This is a genomic window from Isoptericola sp. NPDC056605, assembly GCF_042792795.1.
Taxonomy (GTDB): Bacteria; Actinomycetota; Actinomycetes; order Actinomycetales; family Cellulomonadaceae; genus Isoptericola.
In genome coordinates, this window is the sequence record NZ_JBHTVT010000007.1 from 38,260 (window position 1) to 61,551 (window position 23,292).

Here is a 23,292-nt window from a genome sequence, read left to right on the forward strand (position 1 = left end):
GCACGTCATGCGTGACGAGGTGCAGCGCGGGCTGTACTACGACGAGCTGGAGCCGGACGTGCGGTACGTGCACCGGCCGGGTCGCACGATGACGGAGGCGGACGACGTGCTGTTCACGTCCGTCACGATGAACCCGCAGGGTCTGCACCTGGACGCGGCGTGGGCGGCGACCCAGCCGTTCGGCCGTCCGCTGGTGAACTCGATGCTCACGCTGGCCACGCTGGTGGGCCTGTCGGTGGCGCACCTGACGCGCGGGACGCTCGTGGCGAACCTCGGTTTCACGGAGGTGGCGTTCCCGCACCCGATGTTCCACGGCGACACGCTGTACGGGGAGACGACGGTCGTCGACCGGCGGCTGTCGCGCTCGCGCCCCGGCACGGGCGTCGTGACCGTGCAGCACGTGGGCCGCAACCAGGACGGCGAGGTCGTGGCCCAGGCGGGGCGGACCATGCTGATGTGGACGCGCGAGGGCCACGAGGAGCACGAGCACAAGAACGCGAGCGAGCACGGCGGGGGCGTGCTGTGAACCCCGTCCCGTTCGCGCTCGGCCCGGCGCTGCTGTTCTGCCCGGCCGACCGGCCCGACCGGTTCGCCAAGGCCCTGGACCGCGCCGACGCGGCGATCCTCGACCTGGAGGACGCCGTCGCCCCCGGGCGCAAGGACGCGGCCCGCGCCGCGCTCGTCGACACGGTGCTCGACCCGGAACGCGTGATCGTGCGGGTCAACGCGGTCGGCACCCCGGAGCACGACGCCGACCTCGCCGCGCTCGCGCGCACGCCGTACCGCACGGTGATGCTGCCGAAGGCGGACGGCCGGTTCGTCGGGCCCCTGCTCGCGCCGGACGGCGGCCCGTACGCCGTCGTCGCGCTGTGCGAGACGGCCGCGGGCGTGCTCGCCGCGCCCGCGCTGGCCGCCCGGCCGGATGTCGTCGCGCTCGCGTGGGGCGCCGAGGACCTGGTGGCGTCCCTGCACGGCACGTCCAGCCGGTTCGACGACGGCCGCTACCGCGAGGTCGCGCGGCACGCCCGGTCGGCGGTGCTGCTCGCGGCCGGCGCGGCGGGCAAGGCGGCGATCGACGCCGTGCACCTGGAGCTCGACGACCTCGCCGGTCTGCGTGCTGAGGCGCTCGACGCCGCGGCCAGCGGTTTCGTCGCGTCGCTGTGCGTGCACCCGAGCCACGTCGCCGTCGTGCGCGCCGCGTTCGCGCCGTCCGAGGCCGAGGTGGAGCGGGCGCGCGAGGTCCTCGCCGCGGCGTCCGGCCGGGCGGAAGCGCTCGCGGACCTGCCCGCCGGGCGCTCGGCGGACGCCGGCGTGCTCACCGTGGGCGGCCAGATGGTCGACGCGCCGCTGCTGCGGCACGCCGAGGCGGTGCTGCGCCGTTCCGAGCGGGCGGAGCAGGGCGTGGAAGACACTCCCGACGGCCCCGCCGTCGGACGTACGGTCGAGGAGAACGGGGGACGACGATGACCAGGACCGTGTCGAGGACCGTGTCGAGGACGGTGGACCGGCGGCAGCCCAGCGCCGTGGCCGCGCTGGACGGCCTGCTGCGCGACGGCATGACGATCGCCGTCGGCGGGTTCGGCCTGAGCGGCAACCCGACCGACCTCATCGAGGCGGTGCGCGACTCCGGGGTCAAGGACCTGACGGTCGTGTCCAACAACATGGGCGTGGACGGCAAGGGGCTCGGCATCCTGCTGGAGAACGACCAGGTGCGGCGCGTGCTGTCGTCGTACGTGGGGGAGAACAAGCTGTTCGCGCAGCGGTACCTGGACGGCGCGCTCGAGGTCGAGTTCGTGCCGCAGGGCACGCTCGCCGAGCGGCTGCGGGCGGGCGGTGCCGGCATCCCCGCCTTCTACACGCCCACCGGGGTCGGCACGCCCGTCGCCGAGGGCAAGCCCGTGGACGAGATCGACGGCCGCCGGTACGTGCTGGAGCGGGCGATCGTGGCCGACCTGTCCCTGGTGCACGCCCGGCGCGCGGACCGGTTCGGCAACCTCGTCTACCGGTACACGGCGCGCAACTTCAACCCGGTGATCGCGACGGCCGGGCGCGTGACGGTGGTCGAGGCGGAGGAGATCACCGACGAGCCGATCGACCCGGACGTCGTCGTGACGCCGGGCATCTACACGCACCGCCTCGTGCTGGCGCGCGAGCGGGTCAAGGACATCGAGCAGCGCACGGTGCGCCCGCGGGTCGAGGCCGCCGACCCCGTCGAGCCCGTCGAGCCCGTCGAGCAGGGAGGTGCGGCATGACCTGGACGCGCGACGAGATGGCCGCCGTCGCGGCGGCGGAGCTGCGCGACGGCGACTACGTCAACCTCGGCATCGGCATCCCGACGCTCGTGGCGAACCACCTGCCGCCGGGGGTCGGCATCACGCTGCAGAGCGAGAACGGCCTCCTCGGCATCGGCCCGTTCCCTGTCGAGGGCACCGAGGACGCCGACCTGATCAACGCGGGCAAGCAGACGGTCACCGCCGTGCCGGGCGCGAGCTTCTTCGACGCGGCCGACTCGTTCGCGATGATCCGCGGCGGCCACATCGACATCGCCATCCTGGGTGCGCTGCAGGTGTCCGCGACGGGCGACCTGGCGAGCTGGACCGTGCCGGGCAAGCTCGTCAAGGGCATGGGCGGCGCGATGGACCTCGTGGTCGGGGCGCGGCGCATCGTCGCGCTCATGGACCACGTCGCCCGCGACGGTTCGCCCAAGCTGCGCCGCCGGTGCACCCTGCCGCTGACCGGGGAGGGCGTCGTCGACAGGATCGTCACCGACCGCGCCGTGCTCGACGTCGCCGACCACGGCCTGGAGGCCGCGTTCGTGCTGCGCCGGCTGGCGCCGGGCGTCACGGTCGACGAGGTGCGCGAGGCGACGGAGGCGGAGCTGGTCGTGGAGCTGGAGGACGAGGCCGGGACGGGCGACGGCTCGCCGGCCGTGGCGGAGGAGGGACGACGATGACCGTGATCGCGGGGTACCGGCGGACGCCGTTCGTGCGCTCGAACGGGGCGTTCGCGGCCGTGCCGGCGACGACGCTGGGCGCGCACGCGCTGGCGGCGGCGCTCGCGGCGGCCGGCGTGGGGCCGGGGGAGGTGGACGTCGTCGTCGGCGGGCAGGTGCTGCAGGGCGGCGCCGGGCAGAACCCGGCCCGCCAGGCGGCCGTCGGCGCGGGGGTGCCGATGACGGTGCCGGCAGTGACGCTCAACGCGGTCTGCCTGTCCGGGGCGGAGGCGGTGGTGCAGGCGCACCGCCTCATCTCGGGCGGGGAGGCGCGGATCGTCGCGGTGGTCGGGATGGAGTCGATGACGCTCGCGCCGCACGCCTGGGTGGGCTCGCGCGCGGGGCAGAAGTTCGGCCCCGTGGAGCTGATCGACACGATGGCGCACGACGGGCTGACCGACGCGTTCGAGCACGACTCGATGGGGCTGAGCACCGAGCGGCACGGCGAGGCGATGGCCGCCGCGGCCTGGAACACGCGCGAGGCGCAGGACGCGCTGGCCGTCGCGTCGCACACGCGGGCCGCCAAGGCGGCGGAGCTGCTCGCCGAGGAGATCGCGCCCTACGACGTGCCCGGCCGGCGCGGCACGGTCCGCGTCGAGGCCGACGACGGCGTGCGCCCGGACTCGACGCTCGACGGCCTCGCGCGGCTGCGACCGGCGTTCCGCGAGGACGGCACGATCACGGCCGGCAACGCGTCGCAGATCTCCGACGGCGCGGCGGCCCTGGTGCTCGTGGCGGACGACGTCGCGGAGGCCCGGGGGCTGACCGGGGTGCGCGTGCGGTCCCACGCGCTGGTCGCGGGGCCGGACGTCGGCCTGCACGCGCAGCCGGCGAACGCGATCACGGCCGCCTGCGAGCGTGCGGGCGTCGCGCCGCGCGACCTCGGCGCCGTCGAGATCAACGAGGCGTTCGCCGCGGTCGTGCTCGCGTCGGTCGACCTGCTGGGGCTGGACCCGGAGCTGGTGAACGCGCACGGCGGCGCGATCGCGCTGGGGCACCCCATCGGGGCGTCCGGGGCCCGCGTCGTCGGGCACCTCGCGCGGCGGCTGGAGCTGCTCGGGCCGGGGTCCGTGGGCGCCGCCGCGCTGTGCGGCGGCGGCGGCCAGGGGTCGGCGGTGCTCCTGGAGGCCTGACCGCCCGGACCGCACCATGAATCGAGCGTGCGGGAGCCGTGGCAGCTCAGCGGACGGCGGCCGCGGTCACGAGGACGAACGCTGCGACGATGACGGCGACGCGCACGAGGTGGAGGCGGTTCCACCGGTCCGTCTGCTCGCGCCAGTCCGCGGGGAGCGTGTCGGGCGTCCACGTCTTCGAGCGGTTGTTGATCGGTACGAGCAGCGCGACGGACATCACGACGCTGACGAGCATCAGGGCCACCGAGGTCCAGGCGAGCGCCGCGGCCTGGGGGACGACCACCACGGTGCCGGCGATGAGCAGCGTCGCGCCGATGTACCAGAACGGCATGAGGCGCCCGAGCATCCGGCCGCCGTGCGCGCGGGCGAGGACCGCGGCGTCGTCGGGCAGGCCGTCGAAGATCGGGTTCATGACGAACACGACGGACGCCTCCACGCCGACCAGCAGCCCGGTGACGACGACGGCGACGATCGGCAACCACTCCATGACCCACGCTCCCTTTGGTGACTAGCGCTGCTAGATCTAGCAGCGCTAGAGAACATATCAGCGAACTCCTAGCAGTGCTAGAGTCGCCGGCATGACGACGCCTGCTGCAGCACGCCGAGCCCGCGAGGTGGCCGACCGCCGGGAGCGCATCGTGACTGCCGCCCGGGCGCTCGCGGAAGAGCAGGGGTGGGAGGCCGTGACGACCCGCCGGCTCGCAGGCGCGATCGAGTACAGCCAGCCCGTGCTCTACGGGCACTTCCCGCAGGGGCGCACGGAGATCGTCACCGCCGTCGCGATGGCGGGTTTCGAGGAGCTGGCAAGCGTGCTCTCGTCCGCGACGTCCGGGCAGGCCGGCGCGGACGCCGAGAGGGTGCGCGCGCTGGTGACGGCATACCTGGACTTCGCCGCGCAGCACCCCGCGACCTACGACGCGATGTTCCTGCTGCCGGTGGTGATCCCGTTCGCCTCGGACGACACGCCGGAGACCGTCCGCGCGGGCTTCGTGGCGATCGAGGGCGCGCTGACGGGGCTCGAAGCGCCGCCCCCCGACACGGCGACCGTGGCCGAGGTTCTGTGGGGCGCTGTGCACGGCCTCGTCGCGCTGCACCGGGCGGGGCGTCTGTCGGCCGGGAACGACGACCTTCGGGTCGAGGCGCTCGTGCGGCTCGTCGTCGGCTGAGTCGTCCGCGGGATCGCGCGACCGGGCGATCGTTCCTGTGCGGTCGGTGGCCGCGGACCTGCGCGGCCGGGCAGGATGGGGTGTCGTGACGACGACGCGCGACTCCCGACCGCCCCGCATCCTCATCCTCGCCGGCCGCGGCCGCCACGAGGACCCCTGGCACGACCACGCGGCCACCTCGCACCGGCTGGCACTGGTGCTCGCGGGCCTGGACCTCGCCGCGGGTGCCCCCGACGTCGTCGTGCGCTCGACGTTCCCCGACAGCCTCGACGACCTGGACGACGTCGACCTGCTCGTGGTCAACGCGGGCACGCCGTGGCCGGGGCTGCGGGAGGCCGGCATCGGTCCCGACGACGCGGCGTGGGCCCCGTTCCACGCCCGCCTCGACGTCTGGGCGCGCGCCGGTGGCCGGATCCTCGCCGTGCACCAGGCGGCGAACGCGTTCGGCGACCATCCGGAGTGGGAGGAGGTGCTCGGCGGCCGATGGGTGCCGGGTGAGTCGATGCACCCGCCGCTGGGCCCGACGACGGTGCCGCTGGCGGTCGGCGCGCACCCGATCACGGAGGGGCTGGGCGCCGTCGACGTGGTCGACGAGCGGTACTGCCACCTGCGCGTGGCGCCGTCGTCGCAGGTGCTGGGGTGGGTGAGCGACGACGACGGCGAGCGGCACCCCGCCGTCTGGGTCGCCGACGCGCACGGCGGCCGCACCGTGTACTCCGGGCTGGGGCACGACGTGCGCGCCTACGACTCGTCGTCGCACGCCGAGCTGCTGCGGCGCGCGGCGACCTGGCTGTTGGAGGGGTGAGGTGGTGCGTGTCTTCCTCATCGGCGCGCTGTTCGTGACCCTTGCGGGCGCGTCGGTCTACGTGATCGAGGCGCTCGCGCCCGACCTCTCTCCGTTCGGCCGGTTCCTGGTCAGCGTGCCGATCTTCGTGGGCGGCGGATGGGCCGTCCGGGCCGCCGCGGAGCGCCGTCGTCGGGAGCGGCGGAGCGACGAGGTATCTTGACGTCAAGATACTTCGACGGCGAGGGGGACCGATGCGGCTGCATCACGTGCAGGTGGCGTGCCCGCCCGGCGGCGAGGACGCGGCCCGCGCGTTCTACGCCACGGGTCTGGGGCTGACGGAGGTGGCCAAGCCGCCGGAGCTGGCGGGCCGCGGCGGCTGCTGGTTCCGCGGCGTCGACCACGGCGGTGCGGTCGTCGCCGAGATCCACGTCGGCGTGGAGGACCCGTTCGCGCCGGCGCGCAAGGCGCACCCGGCCCTGGTGGTGGACGACGTCGCCGCGCTCGACGAGACCGCGGACCGGCTGGAGGCCGCGGGCTTCGCCGTCGACCGCTCCGAGCGCGAGAGCTTCGCCGGCTACCTGAGGTTCCACACGCGCGACGGCGCGGGCAACCGCGTCGAGGTGCTCGCGCCCGCCTGACGCCGGTGAACGGCCAGGACGCCCTACTCCGGCTCCGCGAGAGGCAGGTCCTCCAGGCGGTGCCGGTCGATGACGTCGGCGGTCAAGTCCACCGGGAGCGGATCCTCCGTCCAGAGGCTGAGCGCGGGGAGCACGGCGCGGACGTGCGCTGGGCCGGGCTTCGCACGCGCCCACTCGGAGCCACCGATCGACACCGGGAGGCGTGCGTAGTCGCCGGGTCCCAACGGGACGGCGACCCCCTGGCTCCCGAAGAAGGCGAAGTCGAAGGACGCCCGTTCCTCCCCGGGAGACAGCAGCAGGCCTCCCGCGACGATGAGCTCCTCCTCCCGCGGGGCCCAGACCTCGGTGCTCTCGTTGACGAGGTCGACGGCGAGGAGCTCCATGTCGGGCCGCGTCGTCGTCGGACCGGCCCAGCGCAGGACCAGTCCGCGGGAACGCTCGGGGTCGCTCGGCAGCGCACGGTCGCGAGGCGTCATGGGCCGAGCATCCCAGGAGCCCCCGGATGTGCAAACGGCCGCGGCGCCGCCGTAGGCCTCGTCAGCCCTGGTTCGGCAGCGGGTGGCCCTCGGAGGCCTGCACGACGACGATCCCCTGGCCGGTGAGCCCGAGCTGGTACGCCTCGCCCGAGCCGCGGCCGATGGCCGCGCCGAGCTTCGCCGTCTTGCGCACGGTGCTGGAGAGGGTCGTGGACCAGAGCACCACGCTCTGCATGTCGACGTAGGTGGGCTCGTCGACCTCGAGCACGACGGGGGTGCCGTACGCGGTGACGGCGAGCGCGCCCGAGCCGGTGAACGTGGTGTTGAACAGCCCGCCGCTGAGCATGGACGCGCCCTGCACGCGGTTGATGTCCCAGGTCAGCGTGCTCTCGAACGCGAGGATGTTGCTGCCGGAGACGGTGACGCTCTCGTTCTCCAGGTACAGCACGAACACCTCGTCGGCGTCCTGGGCGAGGAAGACGTCGCCGCTCCCCGAGACCTTCATCAGCGACATGCCCTCGCCGGTGAACGCCTTCTTGAAGAGCTTGGTCATGCCGCCCGCGCCCTCGTAGGCGAAGTCCACGTCGCCCTGGTAGGCGACCATCGACCCCTGCTTGGCGTAGAAGAACCCGCCGGAGCCGGCGAGGTCGACCTTGAGCATCCGCGGGTTGACGAGCTGGAAGCTACCGGGCTCGCCCTGCGGCTCGGTGTGGTGGAAGAGGCTGCTGCGCATGGTGGACATCTTGTCGTCAGCCCCGCAGTGCCCACCACTGGAGCAGCATGATGGTCTTGCCGTCGACGATGCGGCCGTCGCGGACCATGGCCAGGGCGTCGTCGCGGCGGAGCTCGACGGCTTCGATGTCCTCGCCCTCGTGGGCGACCCCGCCGCCCGGGCCGACGCGGTCGTGCGGCGTGTACGGCGCCGCGTAGAAGTGGACCTTCTCGGTGACCGAGCCGGGGCTCATGTACGCGGTGAAGACGTGCTCGACCGGCCCGACGGCGACACCGAGCTCCTCGGCGACCTCGCGCCGGATCGCGGTCTCGGGGTCGTCGTCGTCGAGCAGGCCCGCGGCCGTCTCGATCAGCATCCCGTCGGGGTGGTCGTTGACGTAGGCCGGGAATCGGAACTGACGCGTGAGCAGCACGGTGGACCGCGCGTCGTCGTACAGCAGGATCGTGGCGCCGTCCCCGCGGTCGTAGGTCTCGCGCTGCAGGGTGTGCCAGCTCCCGTCGCGCCTGCGGTGGTCGAAGGTCGTGCGGCGCAGCACGTGCCAGCCGTCGGAGGTGACCTCGACCTCGCGGACGACGACGTCCGGGTTGCGGTCCAGCGCCCGCCCCACCCGGTCGAGCCCCGTCCGGCCACGGTGGTCGGGGACGTCGACCCCGGGCCGCCCGGTCACCGGTCGGCGTCCGCGAGACGCGGCACGTCGGCGACGTCGTAGTAGACCGGGAGACCCCGGCTCTCGGCGATCGCGACGTCCTGGTCGGCCCCGGTCGACTCGCCGGGCAGCCGCAACACGGCGTCGCAGTGCTGGAGCAGCCGCTGCGCCGTCGGGTAGAGCACGTCGTCCGCGAGCTCGTCGTCCAGCGTGGCGCCGGCCGAGCGCAGCACCGGCAGCGCCACCCACTCGCCGATCATGGGGACGTGTCCCGCGGCGAAGACGGGCCAGGCCGCCTCCTCGAGCCGGCGGAGGTTGGCCTCCATCGCGGCGGGGTCGCCGTCGGTGCCGGAGCGATAGGGGCCGGCGATCAGGATGAGCAGTGGTCGGGTCATCCCCGTAGACTAGACACAAACATGCAGAACTACGAAGAAACGAGAACGACGATGCTCGCTGCCGAGAGGCGTGACCACCTCCTCGAGACCCTTCGCCGCGACGGCAAGGTCGTGGCGAAGACGGCCGCGGCCGAGCTCGGCCTCTCGGAGGACAGCATCCGCCGGGACCTGCGCGAGCTGGCGGCCGAGGGGCTGTGCCAGCGGGTCTACGGCGGGGCGCTGCCGGTGTCCCCGGCGGTCGCCGACTACGCCGGCCGGCAGCGGGTCGAGGTGACGGGCAAACAGCGTGTCGCCGCGGCGGCGGTGCGGCTGATCGACCCGGGCAGCACGGTCATCCTCGACGGCGGGACGACGGCCCTCGCGGTCGCCCGGGCGCTGCCGCCCGGCCTGCGCTGCACCGTCGTCACGCACAGCCCGACGGTCGCGGCGGCGCTGGTCGAGCACCCGGTCGCCGAGGTGTTCGTGCTGGGTGGCCGGCTCTTCAAGCACTCCGCGGTGGCGAGCGGCGCGGCTACGGTCGAGGCCGCGCAGCGGGTCTCGGCGGACCTCTTCCTCCTCGGCGTCACCGGCATCCACCCCGACGCCGGACTGACCACCGGCGACCCGGACGAGGCCGCCATGAAGCGGGCGCTGGCCGGGCGTGCCGCCGAGACGTACGTGCTGGGCTCGTCCGAGAAGATCGGGGCCGCGTCGCCGTACGAGGTGATCGGGTTCGACGCCGTCGCGGGCCTCGTCACGGACGCCGCCCCGGGCTCCGAGGTCATGGGTCGGCTCGGCGAGCTCGTCCGTGTCGTGCGGGCCGGCGCATGACCCGGGCGGGCGAGAACGTGCACGATCGTGCGCCGCTGTCGTACCGGCACGTCGACGTCTTTGCCGCGCGGGCGTACACCGGCAACTCGCTGGCGGTCTTCTGGGACCACCCGGGCCTCACCGCCACGCAGATGCTCGCGATCACCCAGGAGCTGCGCCACTTCGAGGCGATCTTCCTGCGGACGGACGACGGTGAGGAGGCCGTCGCCGCCCGGGTCTTCGACCTCTTCGGGGAGCTCGAGTTCGCCGGGCACCCGCTGCTGGGCGCGGCCGCCGTGCTGCACGAGCGCGACGGCTCCGCCGGTCCGCGGCGCTGGTCCCTCCGGCTGCCCACCAGGACGGTCGAGGTCTCCACCCGGCCCACCGCCACCGGGTACCACGCGGAGCTCGACCAGGGTGCCCCCGCGTTCCTCGCGACCGTGCCGCCCGAGGACCGGGCGGAGGTGGCGGCGGCGCTGAACCTGCCCGCCGGAGGGCTCGCCGACCTCCCGCTGCAGGTCGTCTCCACCGGTCTGCGCTACCTGGTGGTGCCCGTCGTGGACGGACTGGCGCAGGCGAGGATCGTCCGCCCCGACTTCGGGGAGCTGGTCGCTCGGTACGGCGCGCAGTACGCGTACGTGCTCGACGTCGACGCGCTCGAGGGCCGGCACTGGAACAACGACGGAGTGCTGGAGGACGTTGCGACGGGCAGCGCAGCGGGCTGCGTCGGCGCCTACCTGGCCCGCCACGGCGTCGTGCCCGTCGGGGAGGAGCTCGTCCTGCGGCAGGGCCGCTTCACCGGACGCCCGAGCCTGCTGTCGGTGCTCCCGCAGGGGAGCCCCGACGCGCTGCGCGACGTCCGCGTCGGCGGCGCCGTGAGCATGGTGGCCCGGGCGACCCTGGACGTGCTGCCGGGGTGAGGGGCGGCCCGTGCCGCGGCCGTCCCGGGATCAGACGGCGCCGGGGAAGCCCGCCTGCCGCCACGCCTCGTACACGACGATCGACGCGGCGTTCGTGAGGTTGAGCGAGCGCCGTCCGGGCAGCATGGGGATCTTCACGCGGTCCGTGACGCGCGGGTGGTCCATCGCCTCGTCGGGCAGGCCGGTCGGCTCGGGGCCGAACAGCAGGACGTCGCCGGGCCGGAACACGACGTCGGTGTACGTGGTGTCGGCGTGCGCGGTGAACGCGAAGACGCGCGCCCCGGGCAGGGCGTCGAGCGCGGCGTCGAAAGTGGGGTGCACGTCCATGACGGCGAGGTCGTGGTAGTCCAGCCCGGCGCGCTTGAGCTTCGCCTCGGAGAGGTCGAAGCCCAGCGGTTCCACGAGGTGCAGGCGCGCGCCGGTCACGGCGGCGAGGCGGATGGCGGAGCCCGTGTTCCCCGGGATGCGCGGCTCGTAGTACACGACGTGGGCGAACGGGGACGGCTCGGGGGAGACCGGTGGCGTGGGCGGGAGCTGGTCGGGCACGGGCCCGATTCTCCCACCGGTCGCCCGGGGGCCGGGCGACGTGCGGCCGTCCCGATGACGCGACGGGCCTCCCGCCCCTAGGCTCACATGATGGGAGCGACACTGACGGCGGAGATCCCGGCGGTGATGGCAGCGGTCCAGCTCGTCGGCCACGGTGGCCTCGACCGGCTGGTGTACCGCGACGACGTGCCCACGCCCGTGCCCGCGGCGGGCGAGGTCCTGATCGACGTGCATGCCTGCGGCATGAACAACACGGACGTGTGGGTCCGCGAGGGCGCGTACGGCACGGAGACGGACCCGGGCTCCGTCTCGACGTGGAGACGCGGCAGATCCACCCTCACCTTTCCGCGGATCCAGGGCGCGGACACCGTCGGCGTGATCGCCGCCGTCGGCGACGGCGTGCCCGCCGACCGGGTCGGTGAGCGCGTGATGGTGGACTTCTCGCTCTACCACCGGCCCGAGGGCGACGACAGCCTCGCGGACATCGACTACATCGGGCACGGACGCGACGGCGGGTACGCCGAGTACATGACCGCCCCCGCGGAGAACGCGTACGAGATCACGGCAGACCTCGCGGACGCGGAGCTCGCGACGTTCTGCTGCGCCTACCTCACCGCGGAGCAGATGCTCGACCGGGCCCGGCTCGGCGCGGGGGAGCGGGTGCTCGTCACCGGGGCGTCCGGCGGGGTGGGCTCGGCGATCGTCCAGCTGGCGCGCGTGCGCGGCGCCGTCCCCTACGCCGTGACGAGCGCGGGCAAGGAGGCCGCGCTGCGGGAGATCGGCGCGCAGGACGTCGTCCTGCGCGACGTGCCCGACCTCGTGGCGGAGGTGGAGCGCGTCGTGGACGGCCCGGTCGACGTCGTGGCCGACCTGGTGGCCGGGCCGATGTTCAACGACCTGCTGCGCATCCTGCGGCCCGAGGGCCGGTACACGACGGCGGGGGCCATCGGCGGGCCGGTCGTGCAGCTCGACCTGCGCACCATGTACCTCAAGCAGCTCGAGCTGCACGGCTCGTCGCAGGGCACGCGCACCGCGTTCCGGCGCCTGGTGCGCTACGTCTCCGACGGCGAGGTCCGGCCCCTCCTGGACCGCACGTTCCGGCTCTCCGCCCTGCACGACGCGCAGCGCGCGTTCCTGGCGAAGTCCTACGTCGGCAAGCTCGTCGTCGTGCCGGACCGGCACTGGGACGCCGTGGGGGCACCGTATGCGCAGCCGTGAGCGCACCATCGAACTGATCGACGCGCAGTCGGGCGGCGACGTCAGCCGGGTCGTCATGTCCGGCGTCGAGCCGCTGCCCGGGCGTACGGTGCTGGAGAAGGCGCGCTACCTGGAGCGGCAGGGCGACGGGCTGCGTCGCCTGCTGCTCTCGGAGCCGTACGGCGACCCCGCGATGTCGGTGGACCTCGTCGTGGAGCCCGGCGACCCGAGGGCTCAGGCCGGCTACGTGATCATGGAGGCGATGGGGTACCCGCTGTACTCCGGCTCCAACACGATCTGCACGGCCACCGCGCTGCTGCAGAGCGGGGCCATCCCGCTGCGCGACGGCGACGGGCTGCAGGACGTGACGCTGGAGTCCCCGGCAGGCCTGGCCCGGGTCAGCGCCCGGGTGGTCGACGGGCGGGTCGTGTCCATCACCACCGAGGGCGAACCCGCGTACGTGGCCGACGAGGCGCTGAGCGTCGAGGTGCCGAACCACGGCGACGTGCTCTTCGACCTCGTCTGGAGCGGGGCGTACTACGCGCTGATCGACGCGTCCCGCTACGGGTTCGACATCGGACCGACGGAGCAGGTCGCGCTGACCGCGTTCGGGGACGCCTTCGTCCGCGCGGCGCGGCCCGGCCTGCGCCGGGAGCACCCCGACCTGGGCGACGTCGGACCGTTGCCGTTCGCGCACTTCATGGGTCCCCTGCGCCGGGCGGGCGACGGCCGCTGGGAGTCGCCGTCGGCCACCTACGTGCATCCCGGCGTCCTCTGCCGCAGCCCCACCGGCACGGGCACGTCGGCGCGGCTCGCCCTCATGGCGCAGCGCGGGGAGATCCGCGAGGGGGAGTCGCTGGAGACGGTCTCGCCGCGCGGCAGCCGGTTCGTCGGCACGGTGCTGGAGCGCACCAGGGTGGGCGACTACCCGGCGCTGCGCTCCGCCGTCACGGGCGCGGCGCGGGTGATGGCGCGCTCGCAGATCACGGTGGACCTCGACGACCCGCTGGTCGACGCCTCCGACCTGGAGCCGCTGCTCACGCCGCCCGCCTGAGCGGGCTCAGGCGTCGCCCGCCGCCGCCTCGGAGCCGGGGGCCCCGCCGTTCGTGCCGACCACGGTGCCGTCGGTGGCGAAGACCACCGAGCCGTCGTAGTAGTCGTCGGAGACCGAGACGCGGACCCGCGGGTCGCTGGGCTTCTCGTCGGACCAGACCTCGCGCGCGACCCACAGCATCGGGTCGTCGGTGTCGTCGATCCCCGTGAGGCGCTCGGCCTCGTCGAACAGCGGCGGCAGGTCCTCCCAGCCGATCTCCGAGGCGTCGAACAGCTCCCTGGGCACGTCCTCGGGCTCCGGCTGGATGAGGGACGCGCCCTCGTGGGTGGCCTCGCCGTCGCGGTAGTGCCACTCGTCGGTCGTGGTGGCGCCCGGCGACGTGGGGGCCGTGACCTGCACCCACTGGTCGAACACGTAGACCTCCGTGACCTCGTCGCCCGACAGCGCGAGGACGGCGTCGATCGCGGGCCGCAGGTTCCCCGGCGTGAACATCGACGTCTCGGCGGCCGCGGCGGCGTCGTGCTCGGCGCGGACGGTGTCGATCGACCGCGTCTCCACCAGGCGGCCGGCGTCGTCCCACACGGGGTAGAGCGCCGCGGCGAAGCCGACGACGGCCAGCACGGGGAAGACGACGAACGGGATGTGCCGGATACCGCCGGCCGAGCGGCCCTTCTGCGGCAGCGCCCAGACGTCGGCGTCGCGCAGCTCGCGGACCTGGCGGTCGGACCCGGCGCGTCGCACCCAGTCGGGGTCGGAGGCGTCGTCGAGCACGACCTCGGGGCGCTCCGGGTGGAGCTGCGTCACCACGAGCACCGCCCCCGGCTGCATCGACGGCAGCTGGGCGAGGTTCACGACCTGCCGGACCGTGGTGCGGTACGGCCCGTGCCCCTGGCGGGGGACGACCAGCAGCCCGATCTCGCACACCGGCTGGTCGTCGACCGCCGACCCGGTGGCCCTGATGCCCGTCACGCGGGCGAGCGTCGTGCGGCCCGCGGCCTTCGCCTCGGCCACCTTCTTCGGGTCCTTGAGCCCCATCCCGCTCGTGACGCTGCCGATGATGGTCAGCGGCAGGCAGAGGCTCGCCACCACGATCGCGACGATGCGCAGGGTGACGTACAGGGGATCGCCCGTGAGGGCGTCGCCGAGGATCGACGCCGCGAGCACGCCGAGGGACAGAGCGAACAGGCAGCGGATCACGACCGTATTCTGCCTGGCCGTCCGGGGTCCTCGGCCAGGGCCGTCGCCGGCGTCGTGCCTCGTCCGACCGGGCGTATCCTGGCGCCATGACGACGCGCGCGTGCTGGTGGTGGCTGCCTCCGCAGCCCTGACCCGACGCGCCCACGTCCCCGTCCCGAGCTGCCCGTCGCAGCCGGGACGCCTCTGTGTCCGGACCGGACCGACGGGCGGCGATCCCCCAGAGGAGCCGACCCGATGACCGCACCGTCCGTCCTGACCACGCCCACACCCACCCCCACCGCCGCCGTCGCGCAGGCCCGGTCCGCCGAGATCGAGGCCGAGCTGGCGCGCGACCCCGGCCGCTTCCGCGTCCTCACCGGCGACCGGCCGACCGGCGCCCTGCACCTGGGCCACCTGCTCGCCACGCTCGACAACCGGGTGCGTCTGCAGGACGCCGGCGTCGAGGTCGTGCTCGTCGTCGCCGACTACCAGGTCATCACCGACCGCGACGACGCGGGCGACCTGCCCGCCGTCGTGCGCGAGGTGGTGCTCGACTACCTCGCCGCCGGCGTGGACCCGGCGCGCTCCACGGTGTTCACGCACTCGGCCGTGCCGGCGCTGAACCAGCTGCTGCTGCCGTTCCTGTCCCTGGTGAGCGTGGCGGAGCTGGAGCGCAACCCCACCGTGAAGGCGGAGGCCGCGGACGCCGAGAGGCGCCAGGGCCGAGGCATGTCCGGCCTGCTCTTCACGTACCCGGTGCACCAGGCGGCGGACATCCTGTTCTGCCACGGCAACCTCGTGCCCGTGGGGCTGGACCAGCTGCCGCACCTCGAGACGACGCGGACCGTGGCGCGCCGCTTCAACCAGCGCTACGCCGGCGCCCGCCCGTACTTCCCGGAGCCGGATGCCCTGCTCACGCCGTCGTTGACGGTGCTCGGGAACGACGGCGCCAAGATGAGCAAGTCGCGCGGCAACGCGCTGGAGCTGCGGGCCGGCGAGGACGAGACGGTGCGCTTCTTCCGGCGCGCCCGCACCGACTCCGAGCGGCACATCTCCTACGACCCGGAGGCGCGGCCCGAGGTGGCGAACCTGCTGCGCATCGGCGCGCACTTCGCGGGCACGACGCCGCAGGACCTGGCCGCGTCGGTCGGGGACGCCGGGGCGGGGCGGCTCAAGGCGGTCGTCACCGACGCCGTCGTCGAGGGCCTGCGCCCGCTGCGCGAGCGGCGGGCCGCGCTGGCGGCCGACGGTCCCGCCGTCGTGCGCGACGTGCTCGCCCGCGGCAACGCGCGGGCGAACGAGGTCGCCGAGCGCACCCTCGCCGACGTCCGCGACCTCATGGGCACGGTCTACGCCTGACCGCAGGCACCGCTCCGAGCGAGAGGGGTCGGGCCCGCCGGTGCCTCTCCGGCGGGCCCGGGTCTGTGGGTCAGGCGCCGAGCCGGTCGCGCAGCAGCGAGAGCTGCGCCCAGAGCTGGTCGGGCACCCGGTCGCCGAAGGTCTCGAAGAACTCCCCGGTGAGGGCCGTCTCCGCGAGCCACGCCTCGACGGGGACGTCGAACAGGGCCGCGACGTCGGCGTCGGACAGGTCGAGGCCGTCCGTGCGCAGCGCGCCCTCCGCGGGCAGCAGGCCGACGGGGGAGTGCACGGCGCCGGCGTCGGTGCGCAGGCCGCGCGCCCGGTCGAGCTGGGTGACGATCCACTCGACCACGCGCGAGTTCTCGCCGAACCCGGGCCACAGGAAGCTGCCGTCCTCGCCCTTGCGGAACCAGTTCACCTGGAACACCTTGGGCCGCTTGCCGGCCTCGAGGCCCTTGCCCACCGCGAGCCAGTGCGACCAGTGGTCGGCCATGTTGTAGCCGCAGAACGGCATCATCGCGAACGGGTCGCGACGGAGCTCGCCGACCGTGCCCTCGGCCGCGGCGGTGCGCTCGGAGCTGATCGTGGCGCCCATGAAGACGCCGTGGTCCCAGCTCGTCGCCTGGGTCACGAGCGGCACGTTGGTGGCGCGGCGGCCGCCGAAGACGATCGCGTCGACGGGCACGCCTGCCGGGTCCTCCCAGGTGTCCGCGATCGACGGGCACTGCGCCGCCGACACCGTGAACCGGGAGTTCGGGTGCGCGGCCGGGGTGTCGGAACCGGGCGTCCAGTCGTTCCCCCGCCAGTCGATCAGGTGCGCGGGCGGCTCGGGCGTGAGCCCCTCCCACCACACGTCGCCGTCGTCGGTCAGGGCCACGTTGGTGAAGATCGTGTCGTGCGTGAACGTCTCGACGGCGGTCGGGTTGGTCTCGACGCCCGTGCCCGGCGCGACGCCGAAGAAGCCCGCCTCGGGGTTGATGGCCCGCAGGCGGCCGTCGGGGCCGGGGCGCATCCACACGATGTCGTCGCCGAGAGTCTCGACCGTCCAGCCGGGGATGGTGGGTCGCAGCATCGCGAGGTTCGTCTTGCCGCACGCGCTCGGGAACGCGGCGGCCAGGTGGTACCGCCGTTGCTCCGGCGACGTCACGCGGATGAGCAGCATGTGCTCGGCGAGCCAGCCCTCGTCGCGCGCCATCGCCGACGCGATGCGCAGCGCGAAGCACTTCTTGCCCAGCAGGGCGTTGCCGCCGTAGCCGGAGCCGTACGACCAGATCTCGCGCGTCTCGGGGTAGTGGACGATGTACTTCGTGTCGTTGCAGGGCCACGGCACGTCGGCCTCGCCGTCCGCCAGGGGGGCGCCCACCGAGTGCACGGCGGGCACCCACTGCCGGCCGGCGTCGATGAGGTCGAGGACGGCGCTCGAGACGCGGGTCATGACGTGCATCGACACGACGACGTACGGCGAGTCGGTGATCTCGATGCCCACCTGCGAGATCGGCCCGCCGACGGGGCCCATGGAGAACGGCACCACGTACATGGTGCGGCCGCGCATCGACCCGGCGAAGACCCCGTCCGGCCCCGTCAGCTCCTGGCGCATCTCCGCGGGGGCGCGCCAGTTGTTCGTCGGGCCGGCGTCCTCCTCGCGCTCCGAGCAGATGAAGGTGCGCGACTCGACGCGGGCGACGTCCGACGGGTTCGACCGGGCGAGGTAGGAGTTCGGCCGCTTCTCCTCTGCCAGCCTGATCAGCGTGCCGGCCTCGACCATCTCGTCGAGCAGGCGCTGCTTCTCGGCGGCGGACCCGTCGCACCACACGATCTCGTCGGGCTGCGTGAGCTCGGCGACCTGGCTCACCCAGGCGCGGAAGTCCGTGCCGCGCGCCCCGGACGCCCCGGACGCGGGCCCGGCGCCCACCTGGCCGCGCGGCGTCGTCGTGCTGGGGGCCAGGGCGTCCGGCGCGAGCTCGGCGATCGCGAGTCGCGTGCGGCGCGGGTTCGCGGTGAAGGTCATCGGGTGCTCCGTCCATCGAGGCCCCGGCGAGCGCTGCCGGGTGGGCTGCCTCCAGCGTCCCTCCCGGCCGTACCTACTTTCCACCGGATTGGCCGTGAAGATCTGCCGATCTTCACGTAGCGTCAAACCATGACTGCCAAGGACGCCGCCGGGGCGGACTCCCCGGACCTCATCACCCTCGGCCGGCGCATCCGGCACGCGCGTACGGCGCGCGGGCTCACTCTCGAGGCGCTGGGGGAGCGGGTGGGCTCGGCGCCGAGCCTGCTGTCCCTGGTCGAGAACGGTCGGCGCGAGCCGCGGCTGTCGCTGCTGCGCTCCATCGCGGACGCCGTCGGCGTGGCCGTGCCCGACCTGCTCGCCGACGAGCCGCCGTCGCGCCGTGCCGAGCTGGAGATCGCCCTGGAGCGCGCGCAGCGCGGCCCGCTCTTCGGGGCGCTCGGCCTGCCGTCGGTCAAGCCCAGCCAGAAGCTGCCGATGCCGGTGCTGGAGCAGCTGGTCGGCCTCCACACCGAGCTGTCGCGGCGCGAGGAGGAGGCGATCGCCACCCCGGAGGAGGCGCGGCGCGCCAACACCGAGCTGCGCCACGAACGCCAGGAGCGGGACAACTACCTGCCGCAGATCGAGGCGCTCGGCGAGGAGCTGACCCACCGCGCCGGGTACGCGGGGGCGGGCGCCCTCACGCACCGCACGGTGGCGCGCATGGCCGAGCAGCTGGGCCTGACCCTCCTGCACGTGGACGACCTCCCGCGCTCGGCGCGGTCGGTCACGGACCTCGAGAACGGCCGGATCTACCTGCCGCCGGCGTCCATCCCGGGCGGGCACGGGCTGCGGTCGCTCGCCCTCCAGGCGATCGCGCACCGCGTGCTGGGGCACGAGCGGCCCCGGAGCTACGCCGAGTTCCTGCGCCAGCGGGTGGAGATCACGTACTTCGCGGCGAGCTGCCTCATCCCCCAGTCGGTGGCCGTGGAGTTCCTGCAGCGCCGCAAGCGCGAGAAGGACCTGGCGGTCGAGGACTTCCGCGACGCGTTCGGCGTCACGCACGAGGCCGCCGCCATGCGCCTGACCAACCTCGCCACCGTGCATCTCGGCATCCCACTGCACTTCCTGCGCGTGGGCGACGACGGCGCGCTGTTCCGCGGGTACGCGAACGACGGGCTGCCGCTGCCCCAGGACGTGACGGGAGCCATCGAGGGGCAGCTCGTGTGCCGCTGGTGGGCGGGGCGCGAGGCGTTCACGCGCCGCGACCGCGCCACCGAGTCCTACCAGTACACCGACACCCCGGCGGGCACGTTCTGGGACTCGGTCCAGACCGGGACCGGGGCCGACGGGCGGCAGTTCTCCGTCACCGTGGGCGTGCCGTACGCGCACGCGAAGTGGTTCCGCGGCCGCGACACCCAGGTGCGGCACGCCTCCACCTGCCCCGACCCGGTGTGCTGCCAGCGGCCGCCGGCCGAGCTCGCGGAGCGGTGGGACGGCGTCGCCTGGCCCAGCGCGCGGATGCACCAGCAGGTGCTCGCGGCCCTGCCGCGCGGCGCGTTCCCCGGCGTCGACGACACCGACGTCTTCGCGTTCCTGCAGCGCCACGCCCCGGCCGGCGAGGTCGTGCAATGACGACCGTGGCGACGGGTCAGTGCGTGCGCTCGTAGTGGCGGCGCGCCTTCGCCCGGTTGCCGCAGGTCGCCATCGAGCACCACCGGGCGCGTCCGGCGCGGCTGTGGTCGAGCAGGAACAGCCGGCACTCGTCGTTGGCGCACGGGCGCAACCGGCCAGGCGTCCGCTGCTCGGTCTCCGCCCAGGCGAGGACGAGCTCGACGGCGAGCCGGGCGTGCCGGGGTGTCTCGAGCGTCCACCGGAGGCCGTCGGCCGCGGGCTCCGGGATCCGGTGGACCCCCTGGAGCAGCGGGGTCAGCACGGAGGGGGTGAGCTCGCCGCGCACGATGCCGCCGAGGGCGTCCCGTACGTCGCGCAGTCGCGCCAGCTCGGCGGCGCTGCCGTCGCCCCCGTGCTCGCGCGCCCAGCGGCTCCCGGCCCCCGGTTCCGCGAGCGCGTCGTGCTCCACGCCGTCGAGCACCGGTCTGCTGTTGAGCAGGTCCAGCAGCGCGTCCATGGCTCCCCCTAACCGGATCGTTGCCGTTGACAGGTTAGCGCACCCGTGCTTGCCTGTCGCTCACCAGATCAGTCCTTCAAGGGGGTTAGGTATGAGCGCGGTCCACCACCGGACGGCCGTCGTCGACGGCCACGAGATCTTCTACCGTGAGGCGGGCCGTGCCGACGCGCCCACGATCGTGCTGCTGCACGGTTACCCCAGCAGCTCGTTCATGTTCCGCGAGCTCATCCCGCTGCTGGCGGACGACTACCACGTCGTCGCTCCGGACCACCTCGGCTTCGGTTGCTCGGACGCCCCGTCGGCGGAGGAGTTCGACTACACCTTCGACGCCCTCGCCGGGCTCACGTCGGGGTTGCTCGACCTCCTCGGGCTCGACCGCTACGCCCTCTACGTGCACGACTACGGCGCGCCGGTCGGCTGGCGCCTCGCGCTCGCACACCCCGAGCGCGTGACCGCCGTCGTCACCCAGTCGGGCAACGGCTACGAAGACGGCTTCGTCGAGTCGTTCTGGGCCGACCTCTGGGCCTACGCGGCGGACCCTGGGCCCGCCACCGAGCCGGGCGTGCGCGCCGCGCTCGGCGCGGACGCCGTCCGCTGGCAGTACCTGCACGGCGTGCCCGACCCGAGCCTCGTCAGCCCTGACACCTGGGAGCACGACCTCGCGCTCCTGTCCCGCGAGGGCAACGACCGCGTCCAGCTCGCGCTCTTCCGCGACTACGCCACCAACCCCCCGCTCTACCCGCGGCTGCACGAGCTCCTGCGCACCGGCATGATCCCGGTGCTCGCGGTCTGGGGCCGTGACGACGAGATCTTCGGTCCCGCCGGGGCGGAGGCCTTCGCCCGGGACGCCCCGGACGCGGAGGTGCACCTCGTGGACGGCGGCCACTTCCTGCTCGAGAGCCACCTGGACGTCGTCGCGGGCTACCTGCGCAGATTCCTCCGGCGCGTGCTGTCGTAGCCGTGCGGCTCAGTCGAGGCGAACCTCGCGGATGCGACGATCCTCGACCGCCGTGACCAGCAGGACGTGCCCGTCGTCCTCGCCGTCGTGATGGCCGTCGTCGTGGCCGTCGACGACGACGCTGTCGCCCTCCTCGGCGAGCCGTCCGAGCCGGGCGAGGACGTAGCCCGCGACGGTCTCGTAGGGGCCGTCGGGCAGCTCGACGCCGGTGAGCCGGGCGAAGTCCTCGATCGTGAGGCCGGCGTCGTAGGTACCCGCCACGTGCACCGCGGCGAGCGGGTCGTGCTCGTCGCGGATGTCGCCGACGAGCTCCTCGACGAGGTCCTCGAGCGTGACGATCCCGTCGGTCCCGCCGTACTCGTCGACGACGAGGGCGAGGTGCGTGCGGGTGCGCTGCATCTCGGCGAGGGTCGGCAGCAGCCGTCCGGTCGCGGGCAGGTCGAGCACCGGGCGTGCTGCGTCGCGCACGGTGCGCCGGGTGCCGGACGGCGCCCCCGCGCCGCGGGCGAGGTCGCGCACGTGCACGAAGCCGAGCACGTCGTCGACGTCCTCGCCGGCGACGGGGTACCGCGAGTAGGGCAGGTCGCGCGTGCGCTCCTCGGCCTCGGCGAGCGACAGGTCCGCCCGGAGGAAGACGACGTCTCCCCGCGGCCGCATCACCTCGCCCAGGGTGCGCTCCGAGGCGGCGAAGACGTCCGAGAGGATGCGCCGCTCGTCCTCGTGCAGGCCCGGGTGGGCGGCGACGAGGTCGCGCAGCTCCTGCTCGCTGATCTCCTCCGAGCGCAGGCTCGGGTCGCCGCCCAGCAGGCGGACGACGGCGTCGGTCGACCGGGACAGCAGCCAGATGACGGGCCGCATCAGCACGGCGAAGCGGTCCAGCGGCGGGCCCACGGCGAGCGCGACCTGCGCGGTGCGCTGCAGCGCGATCCGCTTGGGCACGAGCTCGCCGAGCACGAGCGACAGGTAGGCGATGACGAGGGTGAGGCCGACGAGCGCGACCGTCGCCGCGGCGCCCTCCGGGAGCCCCGCGGACACGAGCGCCGGGGCGACGTCGGGCGCCAGGGTGGACGCGCCGTACGCGGCGGAGAAGAAGCCCGCCACCGTGACGCCGATCTGCACGGCCGCCAGGAAGCGGTTCGGGTCGCGGGCGATCGCCGCCACCCGGCGCCCCCGCGGGCCGCTGCGCTCGAGCTGGTCGATCTGCGTGCCCCGCAGCGAGACCAGCGCGAACTCGGTCCCGGCGAACACACCGCCCAGGAGCACGAAGAGCAGGACGAGCGCGATGTTCCACCAGGTGTCCGCGTCCACCGGGGTCCTCTCTGTCGGTCGCCGGCCGAGGCGCCGACGGTCGCCCCGGTGTCGTCACCCGGTGAACGCGTCGCGGTGCGGCCCGGTTCCGACGGACCGGGCGGGCGGGTCAGCGGAAGCGCTGCGCCGCCAGGGGAGCCGCCTCGGCGAGGCCGCGCACGGCGGGGTGCGCGTCGTCGTCGGTGCCGCCGGCCAGGACGTCGTTCATCGGGCCGGACGCCACGAACGTGCCGTCCGCGAGCACGTGCACTGTCGGGCACAGCCGGCCGACCAGCTCGACGTCGTGCGAGACCAGCAGCACGGCGGTGCCCTCGGCGCGGGTGGCGTCGGTGAGCCGGCGCACGATCTCGCCGCGCATCGCCGGGTCGACGGCGGTGAGCGGCTCGTCGAGGAGCAGCGCCTGGGGGCGGGTGGCCAGCGCGAGCGCGAGCGCGAGGCGCTGCTTCTCCCCGCCCGAGAGGGAGTAGACGGCGCGCCTCGCGAGCTGCGGCTCGAGCGCGACGTCGTCCAGCAGGTCCGCCACGGTGCGGCCGCTGGCGCGGCCGGCCTTGCGGGCGTCGGTCAGGGCGCCGGAGACGGCGCGCTCCACGGTCCAGCGCGGGTCGACGTCGAGCCCGTTCTGCGCGACCGTGCGCACCGCCGCGCGGAACTTCTTCTTGTCCCGCCGGCCGAGCTTGGCGACCGTGCGGCCCTGGAACGTCACGTGCCCCTCGCGGATGCGCAGCTGCCCCAGCAGCGCCTGCACCAGGGTCGACTTCCCGGCGCCCGACTCGCCCACCACGCCCACCGGCTCCGCACCGGGCAGCAGCTCCAGGTCGATCCCCTCCAGGATCGCGGGGCCGCCGTAGCCGACCACCAGGTCGGTCGCGCGCAGGATCGGGGTGGGGGAGGTCGAGCTCATGCT

General features: G+C 74.2%; 27 protein-coding genes. 16 read left to right on the forward strand and 11 right to left on the reverse strand.

Translation table 11 applies throughout. The features are described 5' to 3' along the window. Nucleotides 1–7 precede the first annotated feature (7 nt). From ACFQ8Y_RS09270 to ACFQ8Y_RS09290, 5 genes are read left to right on the forward strand one after another with little or no spacing between them, the layout of a single operon-like run. Nucleotides 8–526 carry a MaoC family dehydratase gene (locus tag ACFQ8Y_RS09270; RefSeq protein WP_430550662.1) on the forward strand — a complete coding sequence of 173 codons (519 nt, stop codon included), beginning with the start codon at nt 8–10 and terminating at the stop codon, nt 524–526. Beyond that, nucleotides 523–1,467, forward strand: coding sequence for an HpcH/HpaI aldolase/citrate lyase family protein (locus ACFQ8Y_RS09275; RefSeq protein WP_430563210.1), 945 nt, complete (start codon nt 523–525; stop codon nt 1,465–1,467). The genes ACFQ8Y_RS09270 and ACFQ8Y_RS09275 overlap by 4 nt, the downstream gene beginning before the upstream one ends. Further along, nucleotides 1,464–2,252: a CoA transferase subunit A gene (locus ACFQ8Y_RS09280; RefSeq protein ID WP_430585280.1), complete on the forward strand. Its 789-nt coding sequence runs from the start codon at nt 1,464–1,466 to the stop codon at nt 2,250–2,252. Before ACFQ8Y_RS09275 ends, ACFQ8Y_RS09280 begins: the two co-directional genes overlap by 4 nt. Further along, nucleotides 2,249–2,953, forward strand: coding sequence for a 3-oxoacid CoA-transferase subunit B (locus ACFQ8Y_RS09285; RefSeq protein ID WP_430550659.1), 705 nt, complete (start codon nt 2,249–2,251; stop codon nt 2,951–2,953). Before ACFQ8Y_RS09280 ends, ACFQ8Y_RS09285 begins: the two co-directional genes overlap by 4 nt. Then, on the forward strand, nt 2,950–4,125 hold the full coding sequence (locus ACFQ8Y_RS09290) for an acetyl-CoA C-acyltransferase (RefSeq protein WP_430585281.1): 1,176 nt from the start codon (nt 2,950–2,952) through the stop codon (nt 4,123–4,125). The genes ACFQ8Y_RS09285 and ACFQ8Y_RS09290 overlap by 4 nt, the downstream gene beginning before the upstream one ends. Before the next feature lie 46 nt (nt 4,126–4,171). Here the strand turns inward: ACFQ8Y_RS09290 and ACFQ8Y_RS09295 are convergent, their stop codons facing one another. Further along, nucleotides 4,172–4,612, reverse strand: a complete 441-nt coding sequence (locus ACFQ8Y_RS09295) for an anthrone oxygenase family protein (protein ID WP_430550657.1) — start codon at nt 4,610–4,612, stop codon at nt 4,172–4,174. Between the two features lie 91 nt (nt 4,613–4,703). Here ACFQ8Y_RS09295 and ACFQ8Y_RS09300 point away from each other — a divergent pair, with 91 nt between their 5' ends. The 4 genes from ACFQ8Y_RS09300 (at nt 4,704) to ACFQ8Y_RS09315 (ending at nt 6,716) form a co-directional block, all read left to right on the forward strand. Continuing rightward, on the forward strand, nt 4,704–5,291 hold the full coding sequence (locus tag ACFQ8Y_RS09300) for a TetR/AcrR family transcriptional regulator (RefSeq protein ID WP_430585282.1): 588 nt from the start codon (nt 4,704–4,706) through the stop codon (nt 5,289–5,291). A gap of 85 nt (nt 5,292–5,376) precedes the next feature. Then, nucleotides 5,377–6,096 carry a ThuA domain-containing protein gene (locus tag ACFQ8Y_RS09305; protein ID WP_430550655.1) on the forward strand — a complete coding sequence of 240 codons (720 nt, stop codon included), beginning with the start codon at nt 5,377–5,379 and terminating at the stop codon, nt 6,094–6,096. 1 nt (nt 6,097) lies between these two features. Further along, nucleotides 6,098–6,298 (forward strand): hypothetical protein, encoded by a 201-nt coding sequence (locus ACFQ8Y_RS09310; RefSeq protein ID WP_430585283.1) that lies wholly within the window; start codon nt 6,098–6,100, stop codon nt 6,296–6,298. Nucleotides 6,299–6,329: 31 nt separating this feature from the next. Further along, complete coding sequence (locus tag ACFQ8Y_RS09315; RefSeq protein WP_430563217.1) at nt 6,330–6,716, forward strand: VOC family protein; 387 nt, start codon at nt 6,330–6,332, stop codon at nt 6,714–6,716. 23 nt (nt 6,717–6,739) lie between these two features. Here ACFQ8Y_RS09315 and ACFQ8Y_RS09320 read toward each other — a convergent pair whose 3' ends face one another. The 4 genes from ACFQ8Y_RS09320 to ACFQ8Y_RS09335 form a co-directional block, all read right to left on the reverse strand. Further along, nucleotides 6,740–7,192, reverse strand: coding sequence for a hypothetical protein (locus ACFQ8Y_RS09320; protein WP_430585284.1), 453 nt, complete (start codon nt 7,190–7,192; stop codon nt 6,740–6,742). A gap of 61 nt (nt 7,193–7,253) precedes the next feature. Next, a complete protein-coding gene (locus ACFQ8Y_RS09325; RefSeq protein WP_430563219.1) occupies nt 7,254–7,925 on the reverse strand; it encodes an AIM24 family protein in 672 nt (223 codons plus the stop codon). A 16-nt stretch (nt 7,926–7,941) separates the two neighbouring features. Continuing rightward, complete coding sequence (locus ACFQ8Y_RS09330) at nt 7,942–8,592, reverse strand: NUDIX domain-containing protein (RefSeq protein WP_430585285.1); 651 nt, start codon at nt 8,590–8,592, stop codon at nt 7,942–7,944. After that, nucleotides 8,589–8,966 (reverse strand): DUF4406 domain-containing protein, encoded by a 378-nt coding sequence (locus ACFQ8Y_RS09335; protein WP_430563221.1) that lies wholly within the window; start codon nt 8,964–8,966, stop codon nt 8,589–8,591. The genes ACFQ8Y_RS09330 and ACFQ8Y_RS09335 overlap by 4 nt, the downstream gene beginning before the upstream one ends. Nucleotides 8,967–9,017: 51 nt before the next feature. Here ACFQ8Y_RS09335 and ACFQ8Y_RS09340 point away from each other — a divergent pair, with 51 nt between their 5' ends. Next, complete coding sequence (locus tag ACFQ8Y_RS09340; RefSeq protein ID WP_430585286.1) at nt 9,018–9,776, forward strand: DeoR/GlpR family DNA-binding transcription regulator; 759 nt, start codon at nt 9,018–9,020, stop codon at nt 9,774–9,776. Beyond that, entirely contained in the window at nt 9,773–10,675 is a 903-nt protein-coding gene (locus tag ACFQ8Y_RS09345) for a PhzF family phenazine biosynthesis protein (protein ID WP_430563223.1), read from the forward strand. Before ACFQ8Y_RS09340 ends, ACFQ8Y_RS09345 begins: the two co-directional genes overlap by 4 nt. 30 nt (nt 10,676–10,705) lie before the next feature. Here the strand turns inward: ACFQ8Y_RS09345 and ACFQ8Y_RS09350 are convergent, their stop codons facing one another. Beyond that, nucleotides 10,706–11,158: a tRNA (cytidine(34)-2'-O)-methyltransferase gene (locus ACFQ8Y_RS09350; protein WP_430550774.1), complete on the reverse strand. Its 453-nt coding sequence runs from the start codon at nt 11,156–11,158 to the stop codon at nt 10,706–10,708. 153 nt (nt 11,159–11,311) lie between these two features. Between ACFQ8Y_RS09350 and ACFQ8Y_RS09355 the strand changes: the two genes are divergently transcribed. Further along, nucleotides 11,312–12,439, forward strand: a complete 1,128-nt coding sequence (locus ACFQ8Y_RS09355) for an alcohol dehydrogenase family protein (RefSeq protein ID WP_430585287.1) — start codon at nt 11,312–11,314, stop codon at nt 12,437–12,439. Beyond that, nucleotides 12,426–13,472, forward strand: a complete 1,047-nt coding sequence (locus ACFQ8Y_RS09360) for a proline racemase family protein (protein WP_430585288.1) — start codon at nt 12,426–12,428, stop codon at nt 13,470–13,472. The genes ACFQ8Y_RS09355 and ACFQ8Y_RS09360 overlap by 14 nt, the downstream gene beginning before the upstream one ends. Nucleotides 13,473–13,478: 6 nt before the next feature. On the opposite strand, the gene ACFQ8Y_RS09365 is transcribed toward ACFQ8Y_RS09360, so the two are convergent. Then, nucleotides 13,479–14,669 (reverse strand): hypothetical protein, encoded by a 1,191-nt coding sequence (locus tag ACFQ8Y_RS09365; protein ID WP_430585289.1) that lies wholly within the window; start codon nt 14,667–14,669, stop codon nt 13,479–13,481. 234 nt (nt 14,670–14,903) lie between these two features. Here ACFQ8Y_RS09365 and trpS point away from each other — a divergent pair, with 234 nt between their 5' ends. Continuing rightward, nucleotides 14,904–16,007 (forward strand): tryptophan--tRNA ligase, encoded by a 1,104-nt coding sequence (gene trpS / locus ACFQ8Y_RS09370; RefSeq protein ID WP_430550643.1) that lies wholly within the window; start codon nt 14,904–14,906, stop codon nt 16,005–16,007. 70 nt (nt 16,008–16,077) lie between these two features. Here the strand turns inward: trpS and ACFQ8Y_RS09375 are convergent, their stop codons facing one another. Beyond that, the gene (locus ACFQ8Y_RS09375) at nt 16,078–18,015 is read right to left on the reverse strand and encodes a phosphoenolpyruvate carboxykinase (GTP) (RefSeq protein ID WP_430585290.1); all 1,938 of its coding nucleotides are present in this window, start codon (nt 18,013–18,015) and stop codon (nt 16,078–16,080) included. 129 nt (nt 18,016–18,144) lie between these two features. On the opposite strand from ACFQ8Y_RS09375, the gene ACFQ8Y_RS09380 reads away from it, so the two are divergent. Continuing rightward, nucleotides 18,145–19,626 carry a helix-turn-helix domain-containing protein gene (locus ACFQ8Y_RS09380; RefSeq protein WP_430585291.1) on the forward strand — a complete coding sequence of 494 codons (1,482 nt, stop codon included), beginning with the start codon at nt 18,145–18,147 and terminating at the stop codon, nt 19,624–19,626. Between the two features lie 16 nt (nt 19,627–19,642). On the opposite strand, the gene ACFQ8Y_RS09385 is transcribed toward ACFQ8Y_RS09380, so the two are convergent. After that, nucleotides 19,643–20,122 carry a CGNR zinc finger domain-containing protein gene (locus ACFQ8Y_RS09385; RefSeq protein WP_430585292.1) on the reverse strand — a complete coding sequence of 160 codons (480 nt, stop codon included), beginning with the start codon at nt 20,120–20,122 and terminating at the stop codon, nt 19,643–19,645. A gap of 91 nt (nt 20,123–20,213) precedes the next feature. On the opposite strand from ACFQ8Y_RS09385, the gene ACFQ8Y_RS09390 reads away from it, so the two are divergent. Beyond that, a complete protein-coding gene (locus ACFQ8Y_RS09390) occupies nt 20,214–21,080 on the forward strand; it encodes an alpha/beta fold hydrolase (protein WP_430585293.1) in 867 nt (288 codons plus the stop codon). A gap of 9 nt (nt 21,081–21,089) precedes the next feature. Here ACFQ8Y_RS09390 and ACFQ8Y_RS09395 read toward each other — a convergent pair whose 3' ends face one another. Beyond that, nucleotides 21,090–22,388 (reverse strand): hemolysin family protein, encoded by a 1,299-nt coding sequence (locus tag ACFQ8Y_RS09395; RefSeq protein WP_430585294.1) that lies wholly within the window; start codon nt 22,386–22,388, stop codon nt 21,090–21,092. A 109-nt stretch (nt 22,389–22,497) separates the two neighbouring features. After that, nucleotides 22,498–23,289 (reverse strand): ABC transporter ATP-binding protein, encoded by a 792-nt coding sequence (locus ACFQ8Y_RS09400; protein WP_430550637.1) that lies wholly within the window; start codon nt 23,287–23,289, stop codon nt 22,498–22,500. Nucleotides 23,290–23,292: the final 3 nt, after the last annotated feature.